General features: G+C 54.2%; 13 protein-coding genes. 7 read left to right on the top strand and 6 right to left on the bottom strand.

Going from position 1 to position 18,144, the window contains the following annotated elements; all coding sequences use genetic code 11:
* Positions 1 to 11 precede the first annotated feature (11 nt).
* The 4 genes from wzz(fepE) to fes all read right to left on the bottom strand — a co-directional run bounded on the left by wzz(fepE) (position 12) and on the right by fes (position 6,702).
* On the bottom strand, positions 12 to 1,145 hold the full coding sequence (gene wzz(fepE), locus ACQ0PY_RS06875; protein WP_043001465.1) for an LPS O-antigen length regulator Wzz(fepE): 1,134 nt from the start codon (positions 1,143 to 1,145) through the stop codon (positions 12 to 14).
* A 212-nt stretch (positions 1,146 to 1,357) separates the two neighbouring features.
* The gene (gene entF, locus ACQ0PY_RS06870; RefSeq protein ID WP_109739988.1) at positions 1,358 to 5,254 is read right to left on the bottom strand and encodes an enterobactin non-ribosomal peptide synthetase EntF; all 3,897 of its coding nucleotides are present in this window, start codon (positions 5,252 to 5,254) and stop codon (positions 1,358 to 1,360) included.
* Positions 5,251 to 5,469, bottom strand: coding sequence for an MbtH family protein (locus tag ACQ0PY_RS06865; RefSeq protein ID WP_043001467.1), 219 nt, complete (start codon positions 5,467 to 5,469; stop codon positions 5,251 to 5,253). The genes entF and ACQ0PY_RS06865 overlap by 4 nt, the downstream gene beginning before the upstream one ends.
* A 30-nt stretch (positions 5,470 to 5,499) precedes the next feature.
* On the bottom strand, positions 5,500 to 6,702 hold the full coding sequence (gene fes / locus ACQ0PY_RS06860; protein ID WP_231912839.1) for an enterochelin esterase: 1,203 nt from the start codon (positions 6,700 to 6,702) through the stop codon (positions 5,500 to 5,502).
* A 243-nt stretch (positions 6,703 to 6,945) separates the two neighbouring features.
* On the opposite strand from fes, the gene ACQ0PY_RS06855 reads away from it, so the two are divergent.
* Positions 6,946 to 9,219 carry a TonB-dependent siderophore receptor gene (locus ACQ0PY_RS06855; RefSeq protein WP_054176113.1) on the top strand — a complete coding sequence of 758 codons (2,274 nt, stop codon included), beginning with the start codon at positions 6,946 to 6,948 and terminating at the stop codon, positions 9,217 to 9,219.
* A 55-nt stretch (positions 9,220 to 9,274) separates the two neighbouring features.
* Positions 9,275 to 9,898 (top strand): enterobactin synthase subunit EntD, encoded by a 624-nt coding sequence (gene entD / locus ACQ0PY_RS06850; RefSeq protein ID WP_104446132.1) that lies wholly within the window; start codon positions 9,275 to 9,277, stop codon positions 9,896 to 9,898.
* A 3-nt stretch (positions 9,899 to 9,901) separates the two neighbouring features.
* Here entD and ACQ0PY_RS06845 read toward each other — a convergent pair whose 3' ends face one another.
* Together ACQ0PY_RS06845 and ACQ0PY_RS06840 are read right to left on the bottom strand one after the other, a co-directional pair.
* A complete protein-coding gene (locus tag ACQ0PY_RS06845; protein WP_109739986.1) occupies positions 9,902 to 10,837 on the bottom strand; it encodes a transketolase family protein in 936 nt (311 codons plus the stop codon).
* Positions 10,830 to 11,660 carry a transketolase gene (locus ACQ0PY_RS06840; protein WP_109739985.1) on the bottom strand — a complete coding sequence of 277 codons (831 nt, stop codon included), beginning with the start codon at positions 11,658 to 11,660 and terminating at the stop codon, positions 10,830 to 10,832. Before ACQ0PY_RS06840 ends, ACQ0PY_RS06845 begins: the two co-directional genes overlap by 8 nt.
* A 361-nt stretch (positions 11,661 to 12,021) precedes the next feature.
* Between ACQ0PY_RS06840 and ACQ0PY_RS06835 the strand changes: the two genes are divergently transcribed.
* From ACQ0PY_RS06835 to ACQ0PY_RS06815, 5 genes are all read left to right on the top strand, one after another.
* Positions 12,022 to 12,972: a sugar-binding transcriptional regulator gene (locus ACQ0PY_RS06835; RefSeq protein WP_043001472.1), complete on the top strand. Its 951-nt coding sequence runs from the start codon at positions 12,022 to 12,024 to the stop codon at positions 12,970 to 12,972.
* 350 nt (positions 12,973 to 13,322) lie between these two features.
* Positions 13,323 to 14,843, top strand: a complete 1,521-nt coding sequence (locus ACQ0PY_RS06830) for an FGGY family carbohydrate kinase (RefSeq protein WP_109739984.1) — start codon at positions 13,323 to 13,325, stop codon at positions 14,841 to 14,843.
* Positions 14,844 to 14,982: 139 nt separating this feature from the next.
* Positions 14,983 to 15,918, top strand: a complete 936-nt coding sequence (locus tag ACQ0PY_RS06825; protein ID WP_043001474.1) for a D-ribose ABC transporter substrate-binding protein — start codon at positions 14,983 to 14,985, stop codon at positions 15,916 to 15,918.
* A 43-nt stretch (positions 15,919 to 15,961) separates the two neighbouring features.
* Positions 15,962 to 16,582, top strand: coding sequence for a DUF2291 family protein (locus ACQ0PY_RS06820; protein ID WP_044266436.1), 621 nt, complete (start codon positions 15,962 to 15,964; stop codon positions 16,580 to 16,582).
* A gap of 1 nt (position 16,583) precedes the next feature.
* Entirely contained in the window at positions 16,584 to 18,128 is a 1,545-nt protein-coding gene (locus ACQ0PY_RS06815; RefSeq protein WP_044256653.1) for a sugar ABC transporter ATP-binding protein, read from the top strand.
* Positions 18,129 to 18,144 lie beyond the last annotated feature (16 nt).

The raw sequence follows: 18,144 nt of genomic DNA, 5'->3' as shown, positions 1-18,144 counted from the left end.
CCGGTCGGCAATCAGACCAGACGTTCGTTTATCGTGGCGTCATCCCGTTTACGCGATACCATTGCATGCTGGAGAAGTACGCCACCGCAGGCCACAATCCCTCCCAACAGTGCCGCCAGCACGACCACGATCATTCTACCCGGCCCCTGTTTTTTCACCGGTAATGAAGGCTTAAGCTGATATTTGAACGGCGAAAATTTCACGTCCTGAACATTGACGGACTCCAGTTGTTCAACATAATACTGCCGGTTTTTTAGCTCCGCATTCAATTCAGCCACATCCGTGACTGATTTTTCAATCTCCAGCTTTCGCTGGATCCCATCAGCGCCCAGAGAAATAGAAAAATCAGGATCGTCTTTCACCGCCTGGCCATTACTGTAAACCGGCTTTTTAATTCCGGCGGCATTTGCAATCTCCAGAGAATAATTGAGTCGTTGAATATTGGTATCCAGCTGATTTTTAAGTTTGACGCGCTCCAGAGCCAGACGCTCTTTCTCAAAGCGGGTTTTAACCTCCAGCTGATTGCGAATATTTTCCAGCGAGTCCTGCACGACTATCTCAGAAATAAACTGGATATAGCCCGCCAGTACCTGTTGCGCCTCTTCTTTGGCTGGAGCCGTAAAACTCAGCACCCATGACGTGTACAGTGCTGTTTCATTTTTCTTTCCGACATTGCTGTCTACCGCGCTCATCTTTTCGCTCAGCGCGACAATGGCCCGATGCAGATCCAGTTCATCGATTTTCGCCCCTTTTAACTGCTCCATCACATACGGTGATGCGCGTAAATATTGCTCCAGCAGGGAAGACGACTGAAATTTCTTGATGAAGAGATTGAAGGTATTGTTACGATCCACACTGACATCCAGGTCCAGAACACGCAATCCCGTCAGCGTTCTTTGCAGATCCTGCCACTGAATTGGCTCAGCAGGCGTCACCACTGCTTCACTGGTCCAGCGCTGTGGCAAAAAGAAGGTGATGAATAGCCCCACACACGCAAACGCAAACGTGCACGCAATAATGCGTTTTTTCGCCTGCCATAAAATATCAATCAGGTTTAATAAATCGATTTCATTACTCTGGGTCTGCGGCAACGGAAAACTCGTAAATTCCGTATTTTTATCCTGCTTCACATTTAGTGACGGCATACCGTACGTCCTGATGCTTGTTCCATGAAAGTTATTTATGCCAATAGCGTAGCAAACCCCTAAAACATTCCGAAATACTAATGCACGGATAAAGCCAAATTCAGAATTTGACCCCTGGCGGTAATATTCCTAATAACAGAATTATCACAATAAAAAATCCCCCGTAACAATGACGCGTTGTTACGGGGGACAAATAACTGGCTCAGTATTAATCAATCACGGTTATATTTATTACAACACCCGGCGATGATCGGACCAATATTTTCAAAGGCTGACGGAGAGATAATCTCCACATGCGCGCAGTCCTGGCGATACACATCCAGTTCCGCGATCCACGGCGCCCAACTACGCTCCGGACTTACGCCTTCCGGCAGGGTGCGCTCAGCAACAAACAACGTCGCGCGCCCATCAAAGGGAACGCTGTGCGCGCTGGTCAGTAAGCGAACCGCATCAGCGTAGTTCCCTTCAATAGTGCTAAACAATTCGCCAGAGGCGTTCCCCTGCTGCGCGGCCAGAAAGGCTTCCCGCTCGCGATCAATCTCCGCCAGCACTTCCGGATCGAGTCCATTGGCCTCTTTCTCTGACCAGTTTTGCGTTTCCGGCGGCCAGGTATCCAGCAGGCCGAGGAAGGCGACGGTTTCCCCCCGCATCCGCAGACGTGCGGCAATGCCGTGTGCCAGCGTGCCACCGAGAGAATAGCCCAACAGGTAATACGGGCCATGCGGTTGTTGTTCAAGGAGCGTCGCCAGATGGTGTTCGCAGACCGCGTCCAGATCGGCTGCCGTCTGCATCGGCCCTTGCGGACGCGGCGACTGAATACCGGTAATGGCCCATTGCGGACTGAGATAGCGCGACAGTACGCTAAACTGCCAGGCAAACCCTGATGCCGGATGGAAACAAAATAGCGTTGGGCCGTCGCTTTTGCGTAACGGTAGCAGCGTTTCAAACCCCAGACGCTGTGCCTCTGCGTCATCGTCTGTATCCAGCAGCGCCGCCAGTTGCGCGACCGTCGAGGCCACCATGACCTGCCCCGGCGTCACCTGACGGGAGAAAGTCCGACTCAATTGCGCCGCCAGCTTCATGGCCAGTAGCGAATGGCCGCCCAGCGCAAAGAAATCGGCCTCAACGTCATTGACGTCACAGTCCAGCAGCTCACTGAATGCCTTCGCCACCGTTGTTTCACTGCCTGGCTGCGGGGCTCTTCCTTTGGTTCGTGACGTTAATTCCGGCATCGGTAGCGCTTTACGATCCAGCTTACCGTTGGCGCTGAGCGGCAGTTGCGCCAGCTGCAACAGCACCACTGGCACCATATGCGGCGGGAGTTTTTCCCGCAGCTGTGCCCGGAGCGAGGGGATATCAAGCGGAAGCCCTGACTGCGAGACCAGATACCCCACCAACTGGCGGGCATCGCCCCCTGTTGCCGCCGCCTGATTAAAGACGCAGGCGTGAACCACCGCCTGTTCAACATCAGGCAATGCCTGCATCACACGATCGATCTCGCCCAGTTCGATACGCTGACCGCGGATCTTGAGCTGATCGTCACTGCGTCCCAGATACTCAACAGCACCATTATCCAGCCAGCGCGCAACGTCTCCGGTACGGTACATCCGCTCTCCCGGCGCAAATGGATCGGCGATAAAGCGACTTGCCGTGAGGTCCGGTCGGCCAAGATAGCCCTGCGCGAGCTGGATGCCGGTCAGATAGAGATCGCCCGCCACGCCAACAGGAACCGGATGCATCATCGCGTCGAGGATACGCAACCCGGTATTCCATACCGGGAAACCAATCGGTACGCTGCTACCAGTAACATTTGCCAGTTCATCCCCCCAAGCCGGATACCAGCTGACATCAACTGCTGCCTCCGTTGGACCATACAAATTATGTAACGGCGCATGCGTCAGCCGTGCCCATTCGCGGCATAAATCAGCAGGTAAGGCTTCTCCGCTGCAAAAGACATGCTGTAACGTTGCGCAACTTTCACCGGCGCTCTCAGGCGTCAGCGACGCGACGAATGCCGCCAGCATCGACGGCACAAAGTGGGTCGTCGTCACCCCATAATGGGCAAAGAAGCACTGCATGGCCAACGGATCGCGATGCGCTTCCGGTTCCGCCATCACCAGCTTCGCCCCGGCGATAAACGGCCAGAAGAATTCCCACACCGAGACGTCAAAGCTGCACGGCGTTTTTTGCGCCACCACATCCTTCGCCGTCAGTCCATACTGGTTTTGCATCCACAGCAGACGGTTAACAATGGCGGTTTGCCCGACCATCACTCCTTTCGGTCTGCCCGTTGAACCAGAAGTAAAGATGATGTACGCCGTATGCTGCGGTTGCGATAACCCCAGCGGCGCGCTATCGCCTGCCGACAGCGGTTCGCTATAGCAGAGGCTTTCCAGCCCCGGAATATCGCTAAAGCGTGGTAACTGTTCCACTGTGGTGATCAGCAGTTTCGGCTGCGCGTCTTCCAGCATCATTCGCAGACGATCGTCCGGATAACCGGTGTCTAATGGCAGCCATGCCGCACCAGCTTCAACAATTCCGTGCAGCGCCAGCGTCAGAAATACAGAGCGCGGTAAGGCCACCGCGACGCTGTCGCCCGGCTGCACGCCGTGTTCACGCAGCACACCGGCGAGCGCCACCACCTGCTCGCGCATTTCGCGGTAGCTGAAATCATAGCGGGCATCCGCCAGCGCGGGCGCGTCCGGCGTTCTGCTCGCCTGTTCCGCCACCAGCGCACTGAGCGTCGTGGACGGGACCTCAACCGCCGTGGCGTTGATCTGCGCCATCTGCTGATATTCAGCTGGAAGCAGCAGATCGGCATCACCACAGCACAGGGCTGGGTTGGCGGCAAATTGTTCGATCAGCGCCATCAGACGCAGCGCATGCTGTTTGAGCGTTGCTTCATCATAACGTTGTTGGTTGGCGAGAAGCTCAATGCTCAGCCCGCCGCCTTCATCCGGGAACAGTGCCAGTTCAAGATCGTTAACCGGTCCCGTCGCCAGCGTATGAGTTTGCGCCGTGACGCCCGGGATCTCCAGTTGATAATCGAAGACTTTGACGTTAAGCACCGGGCCAAACAGCGGCTCTTCTCCGGCCGCCCGGCCGCTGTCACGGACGATTTGCTCCGCATCATAGCGCTGATGACGGCGCATTTTCTTAAGCTGAGCGGACAGTCGTTTCGCCAGTTCTGGCAGTTTTTCTGCGGCATCAATACGCACGCCCAGCGGTAACACGTTGAGCACGGGGCCGGTGGCGGTCAGCGCCGCCGATCCCATGCGACGCATAAAGATAAAGCCTGCCGCGTATTCCATCCGGCTGCACAGCCGTCCCAGCCAGAGGGCCACCAGCGCCAGCGCCAGATCGGTTCGCTGCACGTCTGGCAGTTGCGCCGCCAGGTGGCGAAACGCGCCTTCCGGAGCGTTAAACTTCATGCGGTAAATGTCAGACGTCGCCGCCCGTCCCGGCAACGGTGCGGGTGAAAGCGACGCTGGCGGCGGAAGCTGTTTACGTTGCTCGGCCCAGAACGCACCGTCCCGTTGCCAGGCCTCACTCTGACGATACTGCTGATACTCTTCCACCACCCCGGCAAACGGCGTGAAGGGTGAGTCAGGTGTCGCGTCACCCCGAAGCCATGCGCTGTAAATCGCAGCTATCTGGCGGGTAATTGCCGGGAAACTGAAACCATCGACCAGTAAATGATGATAGCGCTGATACCAGTACCACTGGTCGTCACCAACCTGGATCAACTGATGATGCACCAGCGGCTTGCCGCCATCGACGCGCAGATTTTGCTGCAGATCGGCCTGCATCAGCGCCAGCGCGGCGTCATGCGGGTTCGCCGCGGTGCGGAGATCGCAAATCTGCGGCTCAGCAAACGTAAAGGCGTCATCAACCCATTGCCAGACGTCGCCGTTATCCTCAGTAAAACGCATCCGTAAGGTATCGGCCTGCTGTAGACCGGTGACGACTGCACGCGCCAGTCGTTGCGCATCCAGTTCACCGGTTAACGCCACATAATGTGCGACGCTCCAGGCGGAAGGTAATGTGGAGAGTTTTTCGGCCATCCAGATGCCGGGCTGTGCGGCGACAAGCGGTAAACGACGGCTCATTGCGCCTCCTGCGAAACGGCATAATAACCGGGAATTAACGTGGTCCAGTGACGCGCCAGCCACTGCTGGCAGGCTTCCTGAGACTGCGGTTCGCATACCACCTGCCAGCCAGCAGGTAATGCGCAATGCTGCGGCCAGAGGCTAAACTGCTGCTGCGAATTTTGCAGAATGTAGAACTGTCCCTGCGGATTATCGAAGGGATTACTGAATTCCATACTCAACTCCTGTCGTGGAAAATCGCTCGCTCAGAGCAGCGGCGTCCAGAGGTCGATCAACCCCTGCGTCAGTCCGCCACGCCAGCAAAGCGCATCATGTCCGCCGTCAACCTGACGCCAGAAAACCGACTGCTGTGTCGTCTGTAGTTGTGTGTAGAGCGCCTGATTCGCGCGCAAGATAACCGGCTCGCGGACTCCCGCCTCGAGAACAATCCGTAGTCCCTTCGCGGACAGCGTGCCGGCGCGGAGTTGCTCAATAATCAGCCCGTTCTGTTGACCGCCACGATGGGGCCACCAGTAAGAACCGGACTGGCTGAGCACGCAGCCAAAGCGTTCCGGCCAGTGCAACCCGGCAAACAGCGATGACAACCCGCCAAAACTTTGCCCTGCAACGATCGTGCGCTCAGGACGATCGCTGAAGGGTGCGGCGCGCCGGACCTGCGGTAATAACTCGTGTTGAACCGCCAGCCAGAAATCCGCGTTGCAGGGAAGTTCACGGCTGCGATGTGTGGTATCGATGGCATCAATAAGCAGATACACCGCCGGTGGAAGTTGCCCCCGCTGAGTGAGTGAAGTGAGCGCAGGCCAGACGGGCATGCTCTGCGCCCAGAATTGCCCGTCGAGGAGAACCGCCAGGGGGCGTTCATCCGGCTGCGCATCACCGGTCGTAAAGACCCATACCCGACGCGTATTACCCAGACGCGCGCTATTCCATTGCAGAACCACCGGCGACGACACTGGCGTTTGTGGGGAGTCCCAGCCCGGTTGCGCAGGGGCGTGCGGCATCTCAAGCGCAGATACGGCGTGCCCTCGTCCCCCTTTCCAGCTCAACGGATTAAGTGGATCGGCAATCGCCTGTGGCAACAGTTGCCGCCAGCCTTCGCGCAACGCCGCGCGATCCAACACGCCATCAGTCTTCAACGAGGCAAATGACTCCTCCTGCGTTGAGGGAATAAAGCAGTAGCTGCCGCGCCAGTTAGCGCTTAACACGGTCTGCCACTGCCAGACATCCGTTCCGGCAATACGCTGCATCGTCTGAGGAAAGACATTCTGGTGATGATCGGTAACGCCCGTGATGTATACCCAGACTCGCTGAATGGCTGAATGAAATTCACTCCCCTGCGGATCGCGCCACCAGAAGGTCACCCAGTAATTTCCGTCTGCTTCACGCGTCCATTGCGGACCGTTTTTTGACTGCCACCAGGCCTCGCTGCCTACCGTTAACGCCGTCACCGTCATAACCTCATGTTTATTGTGATTTTTTTCATTGTTTTATGAAATATATTGATAATATTATTGATAACTATTTGCATTTGCAATAGCGTATTGACGCGCCGTGGGAAGCGCGAACAGTTTTTAACCAACCGCGCTGCGGGCTTTTCTGGAACGGAGGGTTTTCGCAGAGGCGGGCGACATCGGGCCGGATACCGATCTCAGGTGTCTGGTACACGTGGCTAAAGAAAAGCAGGAAAGACAATGAACAAGAAGATTCATTCCCTGGCCTTATTGGTCAACTTAGGGATTTACGGGGTAGCGCTGCCCGCAATGGCAGAAGAAACCGCTGATAGCACCGCCGTCTCTCATGAAGATACTATTGTGGTTACCGCCGCCCAGCAGAACTTGCAGGCGCCTGGCGTGTCGACTATCACCGCAGATGAAATTCGCAAAAACCCTCCCGCTCGCGACGTCTCTGAAATCATTCGTACCATGCCAGGCGTTAACCTGACCGGTAACTCGACCAGCGGCCAGCGCGGCAATAACCGTCAGATTGATATTCGTGGGATGGGTCCAGAAAACACCCTAATCCTGATTGACGGTAAACCGGTGACCAGCCGTAACTCCGTACGCCTTGGCTGGCGCGGTGAACGCGATACCCGTGGCGATACGTCCTGGGTGCCGCCGGAGATGATCGAACGCATTGAAGTCCTGCGCGGGCCTGCGGCTGCACGTTACGGTAATGGTGCCGCCGGCGGCGTAGTAAATATCATCACCAAAAAAGGCAGCAACGAGTGGCACGGCTCCTGGAATACCTATTTCAACGCACCGGAACACAAAGAGGAAGGCGCAACCAAACGCACTAACTTTACCCTCAACGGTCCGCTGGGCGGGGATTTCAGCTTCCGCCTGTTCGGTAACCTGGATAAAACGCAGGCCGATGCGCGCAACATCAACCAGGGCCATCAGTCTGAACGTACCGGTACTTATGCCGACACGCTGCCAGCCGGTCGTGAAGGCGTTATCAACAAGGACGTTAACGGTGTGGTGCGTTGGGACTTCGCGCCGATGCAGTCTATTGAACTGGAAGCCGGCTACAGCCGTCAGGGTAACCTGTATGCCGGGGATACGCAGAACACCAATACCAACCAGTTGGTGAAAGATAACTACGGCAAAGAGACTAACCGTCTCTACCGTCAGAACTACTCGCTGACCTGGAACGGCGGTTGGGATAACGGTGTCACCACCACCAACTGGGTGCAGTACGAACATACCCGCAACTCCCGTACGCCGGAAGGGCTGGCGGGCGGTACGGAAGGGATCTTCGATCCGAAAGCGTCACAGAAATATGTTGATGCCGACCTGAACGACGTCACGTTGCACAGTGAAATCAGCATGCCGTTCGATTTGCTGGTTAACCAGAATCTGACGCTGGGCACTGAATGGACCCAGCAGCGCATGAAGGATATGCTCTCCAACTCGCAAACCTTTATGGGCGGGGATATTCCAGGCTCCAGCAGCACCGACCGCAGCCCTTATTCAAAAGCGGAAATTTTCTCGCTGTTCGCTGAGAACAACATGGAGCTGACTGACAGCACCATGCTGACGCCGGGCCTGCGTTTCGATCACCACAGCATCGTGGGCGACAACTGGAGCCCATCGCTGAATCTGTCACAGGGTCTGGGCGATGACTTCACCCTGAAGATGGGCATTGCGCGGGCGTATAAAGCGCCAAGCCTGTATCAGACCAACCCGAACTACATTTTGTACAGTAAAGGCCAGGGCTGCTATGCCACGGGTGCCGCGACCGGTATCGGCTGTTACATGATGGGTAACGACGATCTGAAAGCAGAAACCAGCATCAACAAAGAGATTGGCCTTGAGTTCAAACATGATGGCTGGCTGGCAGGGGTGACCTGGTTCCGCAACGATTATCGCAACAAGATCGAAGCCGGTACGGTACCGATGAGCCGTACGTCTATCACCAACAAAGGCAAAACCACCTACACCGATATCTATCAGTGGGAGAACGTACCTAAAGCGGTCGTGGAAGGGCTGGAAGGGACGCTGAACGTACCGGTTAGCAACACCGTTAACTGGACCAACAACATCACTTACATGCTGCAGAGTAAAAACAAAGAGACCGGCGAACGCCTGTCGATTATTCCGGAGTACACGCTGAACTCAACGCTGAGCTGGCAGGTACATCAGGATGTTTCTCTGCAATCCACCTTTACCTGGTACGGCAAACAGGAGCCGAAGAAATACGATTATCAGGGCAAACCGGTGACCGGTTCAGATAAACAGTCTGTCAGCCCCTACAGCATTGTGGGTCTGAGCGCGACCTGGGACGTGACCAAAAATGTCAGCCTGACCGGCGGCGTGGATAACGTCTTCGACAAACGTCTGTGGCGTGAAGGTAATGCGCAAACGGTGAGTGATACGAAAACGGGCGCCTACATGGCAGGCGCTGGCGCGCACACCTATAACGAACCGGGTCGTACGTGGTACATGAGCGTTAACACCCACTTCTGATACCCACTCCCCTCCTCCATCCATATGGAGGAGGGTTTCTGGTTTTAATGACACGATGCAGACAACGCACTCCTCTCTCATTCTGGCTCACCACACCTTGCATGGTGTGGCGTTTGAACCAGACACCTTCCACGAACACGATCTGCTGTGGCTGCCTCATCATGCGCAACTGGCACGTGCCGGACGTAAACGTAAAGCCGAACACCTGGCCGGTCGTATTGCCGCCGTTCAGGCGCTACGTGAGTGGGGTCATAAAAACGTGCCGGGAATGGGTGAACAACGACAACCGTTATGGCCGGAAGGTCTGTCTGGCAGCATCAGCCACTGCGCCACTACCGCGCTGGCGGTAGTTTCCTACCAGCCAGTGGGAGTTGATATAGAAGCGATATTCACAGCGCAAACGGCGGCTGAGCTGGCAGGCAGTATCGTCACAGAAGCAGAAAAAGTTCGGCTGGCAGGGAGCGGATTGCCCTTTGAACAGGCGCTCACGCTGGCATTTTCCGCCAAAGAGAGCGCCTTTAAGGCAACCCCAAAACGCTCGCAGGCAGGCTGCGGATTCATGCATTATCACATTCTCGACGTTCAGCATGACCAGATGAGGTTACAGGCCATCGACCAGATCTGGCATGTGCAGTGGCTCGTAAAAAATAGCCATGTCATTACCGTGGCAACGGGTTAACCCTCACAGCATTTCCCGTGCCTGGGCCGCAATCGACTGGGCATCGAAACCGTGGTGCTGGCGCATCCAGTTGCGATCTGCTGCCGCAGCGTATTCACCATCCGGGATCCCTAAGCGCTTCAGAACCGCCCCTGTGCCGCCTTCCGCCAGGACTTCCGCCACCAGGCTTCCCAGCCCACCGTTGATATTATGTTCTTCAACGGTAATCACCGCTTTACAGTCTTTCACTGCTGCTAACAAAGCTTTGGTATCGCACGGGCGAATGGACGGTACACTCACCACCGTCGCCTGAATACCGGAGTCGGCTAACAGCGCGGCGGCATCGACAATTTCGTGGACCGTAGAGCCCGTCGCCACCAACGCCAACACATCGCCTTCACGTAACGTCATCACGGCACCCGGCACAAACTGATAGCTCTCGTCATGCAGTTCCGGGAGCGCCTTTCCGTCCATGCGAATATACACCGGCCCCTGATAGCCAATGGCATAGTCGATAATCTGCCGACATTCTCGTGGTGAAGAGGGGGCGAAAATCTGAATATTGCCAAATCCGCGCATAATAGCGATGTCGTCGATCGCGTGGTGCGTACTCGCCAGCGGACCATAGCTGGCCCCCGCGTTCAGACCAAACAGCTTCACGTTGGTATTGTTGTAGCAAACGTCAACTTTGATTTGCTCATTAGCGCGAGAAATCAGGAAAGGCGCCGCGTTACAGGTGACCGCAACCTTGCCGCCGAGCGCAAGCCCTGCCGCTGTCCCGACCATACTTTGTTCGGCAATCCCCACGTTGACCAGTCTGTCCGGGAACTGCTTAATGAAGGGGCCAATTTTCGCGGTGGAGGTTGAGTCAGCCACAACCGGCACCAGATCAACACCCTTTTCCACCGCATCGATAAACGCCTGAACCATGACGTTCGCGAGATGTTCTGCATTACTCATCTTTCAACTCCTCCAGCGCCAGTTCAATCTCTTCGCCTTTCGGCACCCGGTGGTGCCATTCTGGACGCCCCTGGATAAACGAAATACCCGCGCCTTTTATGGTATTGGCAATCACCACATTAGGTTTCCCTTCCTGTTTCAGTTCTTCCAGCGTACTGACGACCGACGCCATATCATTTCCCTGACATTCGGTTACCTGCATGCCGAAGGCACGCCATTTATCCGCGAGCGGATCGGTATTCATGATTTCACGCGTGGGTCCGGCCAACTGGAGATTATTCTTGTCATTAATGATCACCAGGTTATCGAGTCCATAATGCGCAGCCGCGAGCGCAGCCTCCCAGTTGCTGCCTTCCGCCAGTTCACCATCGCCGGTAATTAAAAAGATACGGCGTGCACTGTTGCTTTTCTTCGCGGCCAGCGCCAGTCCCACCGCAACAGGCAAACCGTGGCCCAGCGCGCCGGTGTTCAGTTCAATACCCGGCGTTTTCTGCCGTACCGGGTGGCCCGGAAGATGAGAGTTGGCGTGCTGGTAGGTGCTCAGCCAGTCAACAGGGAAAAAACCGGCCTCAGCCAGAACACAGTAGTAGCAACCTACCGCATGACCTTTGGACTGGATGTAAATGTCCCGTTCCGCATCGTCGATACGATCCGGCGCGACATTCAAAATTCGGAAATAGAGCGCGGTGAGCAATTCAACCTGGGAGAGGTCCGCACCGGTATGCCCTCCTGCAGGGCTGTAGGCGTTTAATTTGACGATGTGACGGCGCACCGCTCGCGCAGTGCGCTCAAGAGTCTGGATATCATAGTGCCAGGGATTCATTTAACACCTCTGAATTTATTTTCAATATGGAATATTTATTCCACCAGGGACTAAAAAAACCAGAAATCCCTTTGCTTCGCATCACACGGCTTACGCCACGGCATCTTACTCAGGAACATTCTGCCTCCTCACCGCGACCACATTGACGTCGGGAACAATCAGTTGACCTGAAATCACCATGAATATATATTCACAAATGATTCTTTATTCAATTATGCAACCACATTCTCGTATTTGTCCATCCCTGTTTTTGAGGATTGACTAAAGTTAGAGCTTTATCACACTTACCTGCCTTTTGTTTTCGCGTATGATAAAAGTCTCTAAGATAATGGCTGTACGTAAATGATTTTCGGGGAAATATATGGCTAAGCAGGACGAACAACGGCTATTGGTTAAAATCGCCACCCTTTACTATCTTGAAGGACGCAAACAGTCCGATATTGCTCAACTTCTCTCGCTTTCTCAGTCGTTTATCTCCCGAGCCATCACCCGCTGTCAGAAAGAAGGGGTGGTAAAAATCAGCGTCGTACAGCCCTCAAATATCTTTCTGAACCTTGAGAAAGGGATCGAAGATCGTTACGGACTCAAACAGGCAATCGTGGTGGATACCGAAGACGATGCTACGGACCACAGCATCAAACGCGCCATTGGTTCCGCCGCCGCCCACTATCTTGAAACCCGCCTGCGGCCCAAAGATCTGGTGGGCGTCTCCTCATGGAGTTCAACCATCCGGGCGATGGTTGACGAAGTGCATACCCAGAATCTGAAAGCGGGTGGCGTGATCCAACTCCTCGGCGGCGTCGGGCCAAACGGCAATGTGCAGGCGACTATTTTAACCCAGACGCTGGCACAACATCTTAACTGCGAGGCCTGGCTGCTCCCTTCACAAAGTATTGAGGGATCGGTTGAGGAGAAAAATAGGCTGATCGCCAGCAAGGATGTCGCCGAGGTGATCTCGCGTTTCGATAATGTCGATATCGCCATTGTGGGGGTGGGAATTCTGGAACCATCCCAGTTGCTTAAGACGTCGGGTAACTACTACCACGAAGATATGCTCCAGGTATTGGCCGATCGCGGTGCCGTGGGAGATATCTGCCTGCACTACTACGACAAAAACGGTGAGCCGGTCTTACAGGATGATGAAGATCCGGTCATTGGCATGGCGCTCGAGAAAGTCAAAAAATGCCCCAACGTCGTGGCGCTGGCGGGGGGAACGGACAAAGTTGCCGCCATCAAAGGGGCGCTTAACGGCGGTTATATCGACGTGTTGATCACGGATTATCCTACCGCGCGCATGCTAGTCACAGCCTGAACTCTCTTCCTCTTCGGTCTTTGCGTAAAACGGACTCAACGCAAAGACCGTGTAAAAATCCCTATATTTCAATAAACTGAAAGGATTCACCTCTGCGTTAATTTCGTACAAACCTGATATTCTTCCCGTTGTGTAAGTGTGATTCCCAGCACAATTGATGATTTTTTCTATAGCCCAACTGAAAGATTCTGGCTAAGGTATTAAATAAATAGTCAGCATCGAATATATATTCAAGACATTAAAAATACACGATGTCACAAACAAGCCTGATTAAGTAAAGACGCGACAGCAAGGGAGTCCCTCTTCCCTTCAACGCCGGGACGCAATGTGACTCAGGAGATAATCAATCTATGTGTGCAGCAACGAAAGAGTTCATCATTGCGCTGGATGAAGGGACTACCAACGCGAAAGCCATAGCACTGGACGCACAGGGTCAGGTGGTCGCCAAATTTTCTCAACCGCTGGCCATTCAGACGCCGCGTGAAGGTTGGGTTGAGCAATCCGGCGAGGTATTGATTGATGCATCACTCGATGTGATTGCGAAAGCGATCAATCATGTTGGCGCCGATAACGTCGCGGCTCTGGCAATCAGTAATCAGCGTGAAACCGCCATTGGCTGGTATCGCCAGACGGGCAAACCGCTGAATTCCGCCATCACCTGGCAGTGCACGCGCAGTGCGGCGTACTGTGAAGAACTACGCCACGCCGACAAAGAACACCTGATTAAAACAACGACTGGCCTGCCGATTGCACCGCTTTTTTCCGCCTCTAAAATGCGCTGGCTGCTGGAGTCGGTAGCCGATGGCTCGCGGCTCGCGGCCCAGGGAAAAATCTGTCTGGGGACCATCGACAGTTGGCTGCTGTGGAATTTAACCGGCGGCGAGGCTTTCTGCTGCGACTACTCTAACGCGGCCCGCACCCAATTGCTCAATCTGCACACCGGGCAGTGGGATGACACCATGCTGGAACTGTTCCACATCCCCCGCGTCGCCTTACCGGAAATTAAACCCTCCAGCGGATTATTTGGCTATACCCGCGGCTTGAACGGTATTGCGGATGGTATCCCGGTGATGTCGATGGTTGGTGACTCGCACGCCGCGCTGTTTGGTCACGCCCTCGGCGAGATGGGGTGTGTCAAAGCCACTTACGGCACCGGGTCCTCCGTGATGGCGCCGGTGACCTCAGCCCAGTGCGATAGTGGCGCGCTGGCGACGACCATTGCCTGGCACGATGGTGAGAAGATTATTTACGGCCTGGAAGGCAACATTCCACACACGGGCGATGCGGTGGCGTGGATGGCTGATAGTACCGGGCTGAGCGAACTGTCTGACGCCGAACTGGCTCATGAACTGAATACGCTTCCCGCTTCCGTTGAGTCCACCCTGGGCGTGTACTTCGTCCCGGCATTAACCGGGCTCGGCGCCCCCTGGTGGGATGACAGCGCGCGCGGCGTGATCTGCGGGCTGAGTCGCGGCGTTAAGCGTGCCCATCTGATCCGCGCCGCCCTGGAGTCGATTACCTATCAAATCGCCGATGTCGTGGTCGCCATGCAACAGCATGAGGACTTTAGCGTGTCGGCACTGATGGTCGACGGCGGCCCGACAAAGAATGACTGGTTAATGCAATACCAGGCAGACCTGCTGGGCTGTCCGGTGATGCGCAGCGATGTGCCTGAGTTGTCGGCTATTGGCGCCGCGTTACTGGCACGCAAAGCGCTCCATCCCGGCTCGCTCACTGATTTAAAAGCCTTTTTAACCGTACACAGCGCATTTCAGCCCGACATGGCTCGCCATCATCGCCTGCAAAAAAGATGGCAGGAGTGGCGCAATGCGGTGAACAGAACACGATGGAAACCGGCCCCGTCCGCCTGACGCCTCACCAGGGAAGATGCGTGACACCCCTATTCATTAACAGAAGGAGAACCCCGGACCATTAGCCCTGTTTTACAAGAATTCATGCTTTACGTTGTTTCACCGTACCCGACAATAACAACACAGAGAGAACATTGTCATGAAATTACGTTTAACGCTGTTAACCGCTGCAACCCTGACTGCTTTGTCTTTTTCTGCCCATGCGGCAGAAAAAGGGACAATTATGATTATGGTGAATTCACTGGATAATCCGTATTACGCGTCAGAAGCCAAAGGCGCCAGTGAAAAAGCCCAGGAGTTAGGCTACAAAACCACCATTTTGTCGCACAGTGAAGATGTCAAAAAACAGAATGAATTGATTGATACCGCTATCGGCAAAAAAGTTCAGGGCATCATTCTGGATAATGCGGATTCAACGGCCAGCGTCGCCGCCATTGAAAAAGCGAAGAAAGCCGGTATTCCCGTCATATTAATCAACCGCGAAATTCCCGTAGATGATGTGGCGCTGGTGCAAATTACCCATAATAACTTCCAGGCAGGTTCTGAAGTTGCCAACGTTTTTGTTGAGAAAATGGGGGAAAAAGGGAAATACGCCGAGCTGACTTGTAACCTCGCCGATAATAACTGCGTTACCCGTTCTAAATCTTTCCACCAGGTGATTGACCAGTTCCCGGATATGGTCAGCGTCGCCAGACAAGATGCTAAAGGGACGCTTATCGACGGTAAGCGAATTATGGACAGTATTCTGCAAGCCCACCCGGATGTGAAAGGCGTCATCTGCGGTAACGGTCCTGTTGCGCTGGGTGCTATCGCCGCGTTGAAAGCCGCAAACCGCAATGACGTTGTGGTCGTCGGTATCGATGGTAGCAACGATGAACGCGATGCGGTGAAAGCCGGTACCTTACAGGCGACTGTCATGCTGCAGGCACAGGCGATCGCCGCACAGGGCGTGACCGATCTGGATAACTACCTGCAAAAAGGCGTGAAACCAGAGAAACAACGCGTCATGTTCCGCGGCATTCTCATCACCAAAGATAACGCAGATAAAGTACAGGATTTCAATATCAAGTCCTGATCTCGGGTAGTTGCGCCTCTGCGGAGGCGCAGAGGAGAACATTATGTCTAAAAAAGCCTGGCTGGCGCTGGTGGTATTGACCGTGGGCGGATGCCGCATTGTCTCGCAGCAGGAGCTTGCGGATCTGAAATCTCCGCCAAATCCCCATATGGCCAATATAGACCAGACGTGGCAAAACAAAATTGTGCCGCAAATTGTTGGGCAGGCTCGTCCGGTGGCAGATTTAATGGCTGCTTTACAGGCCGAGAAAGACTTCGATAGTGCCTGTAAAAAACTGGGCTATCGTTCTCAGGAAGAGAACCCCTGCATTTTTTACGTAAAGGTTGAAGGCAATATTGGCACGATCGATACCGCTTCCCGGAGTGGAAAAATGACCATCGCGGACAAAAGCGGCAGCAATATTATTGTTCAGATTGGTCCAACATTACGCGGTACGCAATTACGTGATGCTTATAAGGGCGCGACTTACGGCGATTTTAACGACCAGGTGTTATTTGGCGAGTATGGTCGCGCCATTAACGACCAGGCGATAAAAATGATTCAGACGGCCCAACTTAAAACCGGCGAATCTGCGCAAGTGTATGGTGTATTTTCCGCCTGGGATCTTCCTCAGACGATCCCTGATATTACGCCCGCAAAAATTGAACCTGCAGGAGGACAATAACATGCAACAGCAAGATATCGTCACTCCCCAACCCGTCGAATCGGAAGTCATTATCGAAACCCGCAGCCTGTCTCGTGTCTATCCTGGCGTGGTGGCATTAGATAACGTCAATTATCGGGTATATCGGAATAAAGTGAATGTTCTGATCGGAGAAAATGGTGCAGGTAAATCCACCATGATGAAAATGCTTGCTGGTGTCGAAACGCCATCCTCCGGTGAAATTTTTCTGGATGGTACGCCTGTTTCTATGAATTCGACGCATCAGGCTGAAAAATTGGGTATCAGTATTATTTTTCAGGAGTTGAATTTATTCCCGAATATGAATGTCATGGATAATATTTTCATGGCTAACGAGTTTTTTCAGAAAGGGAAAATTAACGAAAAATACCAGTACGCGTTGGCACAAAGCCTTCTAAAGCGACTGGAACTGGATGTTGATCCATACACGCCCTTAGAAGAACTGGGGATCGGCCACCAGCAACTGGTCGAGATTGCCCGCGCGCTCTCAAAAGATACGCGCGTCTTAATCATGGATGAACCCACCTCTGCGCTGAGTCAGTCTGAAGTCAAAATCCTGTTCAACGTGATTGAGCAACTCAAACGACGCGGCGTCACCATTATCTATATTTCCCATCGGCTGGAAGAGCTCATGGAAATTGGCGACTACATCACCATTTTCCGCGACGGTCACTTTATCAGCGAGCGTCCGGTCAGTGATGCCAGCATTCCGTGGATCATCGAACAGATGGTGGGCGATAAGAAAAAACACTTCGATTATCAACCGGCTCCGCAAGGCAATACGGTTCTCGACGTGCGAGGGCTGACCGCGCTTCACTCCAGCGGCGGCTATAAGCTCAATGACGTGTCGTTCAGCCTGAATAAAGGCGAGGTGATTGGGATCTACGGTCTGCTGGGTGCCGGACGCACCGAGTTGTTCAAAGGACTGGTGGGTCTGATGCCCTGCCAGAGCGGTAGCATTCAACTCAACGGTGAGTGTATCGATAAAGCCCACTTTCAGTCTCGACTTAAGAAAGGGCTTGCGCTGGTGCCGGAAGATAGACAGGGCGAAGGCGTCGTTCAGATGATGTCGATTCAATCCAATATGACGCTCTCTGACCTCAGTCTGCAGGGTTTTCGTCGGGCCTGGAAATGGCTGAATCCGCATAAAGAGCAGACCAGCGTGAAGGAGATGATTCAGCAACTTGCCATCAAAGTCAGCGATCCTGCATTGCCCATCACCTCACTCAGCGGTGGAAACCAGCAAAAAGTGGTACTGGGTAAAGCATTGATGACACAGCCGCAGGTAGTGTTCCTCGATGAACCGACCCGCGGCATCGACGTAGGGGCGAAAACCGACGTGTATCACCTTATCGGCAAAATGGCGCAACAGGGGCTGGCAGTGATGTTTTCTTCATCAGAGCTGGACGAAGTGATGGCGCTGGCGGACCGTATTCTGGTGATGGCTGATGGCCGGATCACCGCTGATGTCCCCCGTCATGCAGTCACCCGCGAGAAGTTGATCGCGGCTTCTACACCGCAAGATTAATCAGGCTGGAATCCAT

The organism is Citrobacter sp. LST-B2 (assembly GCF_057983045.1).
The sequence above is the reverse complement of the archived record's forward strand: the minus strand, read 5'-3'. Positions and strand labels throughout refer to the sequence as shown.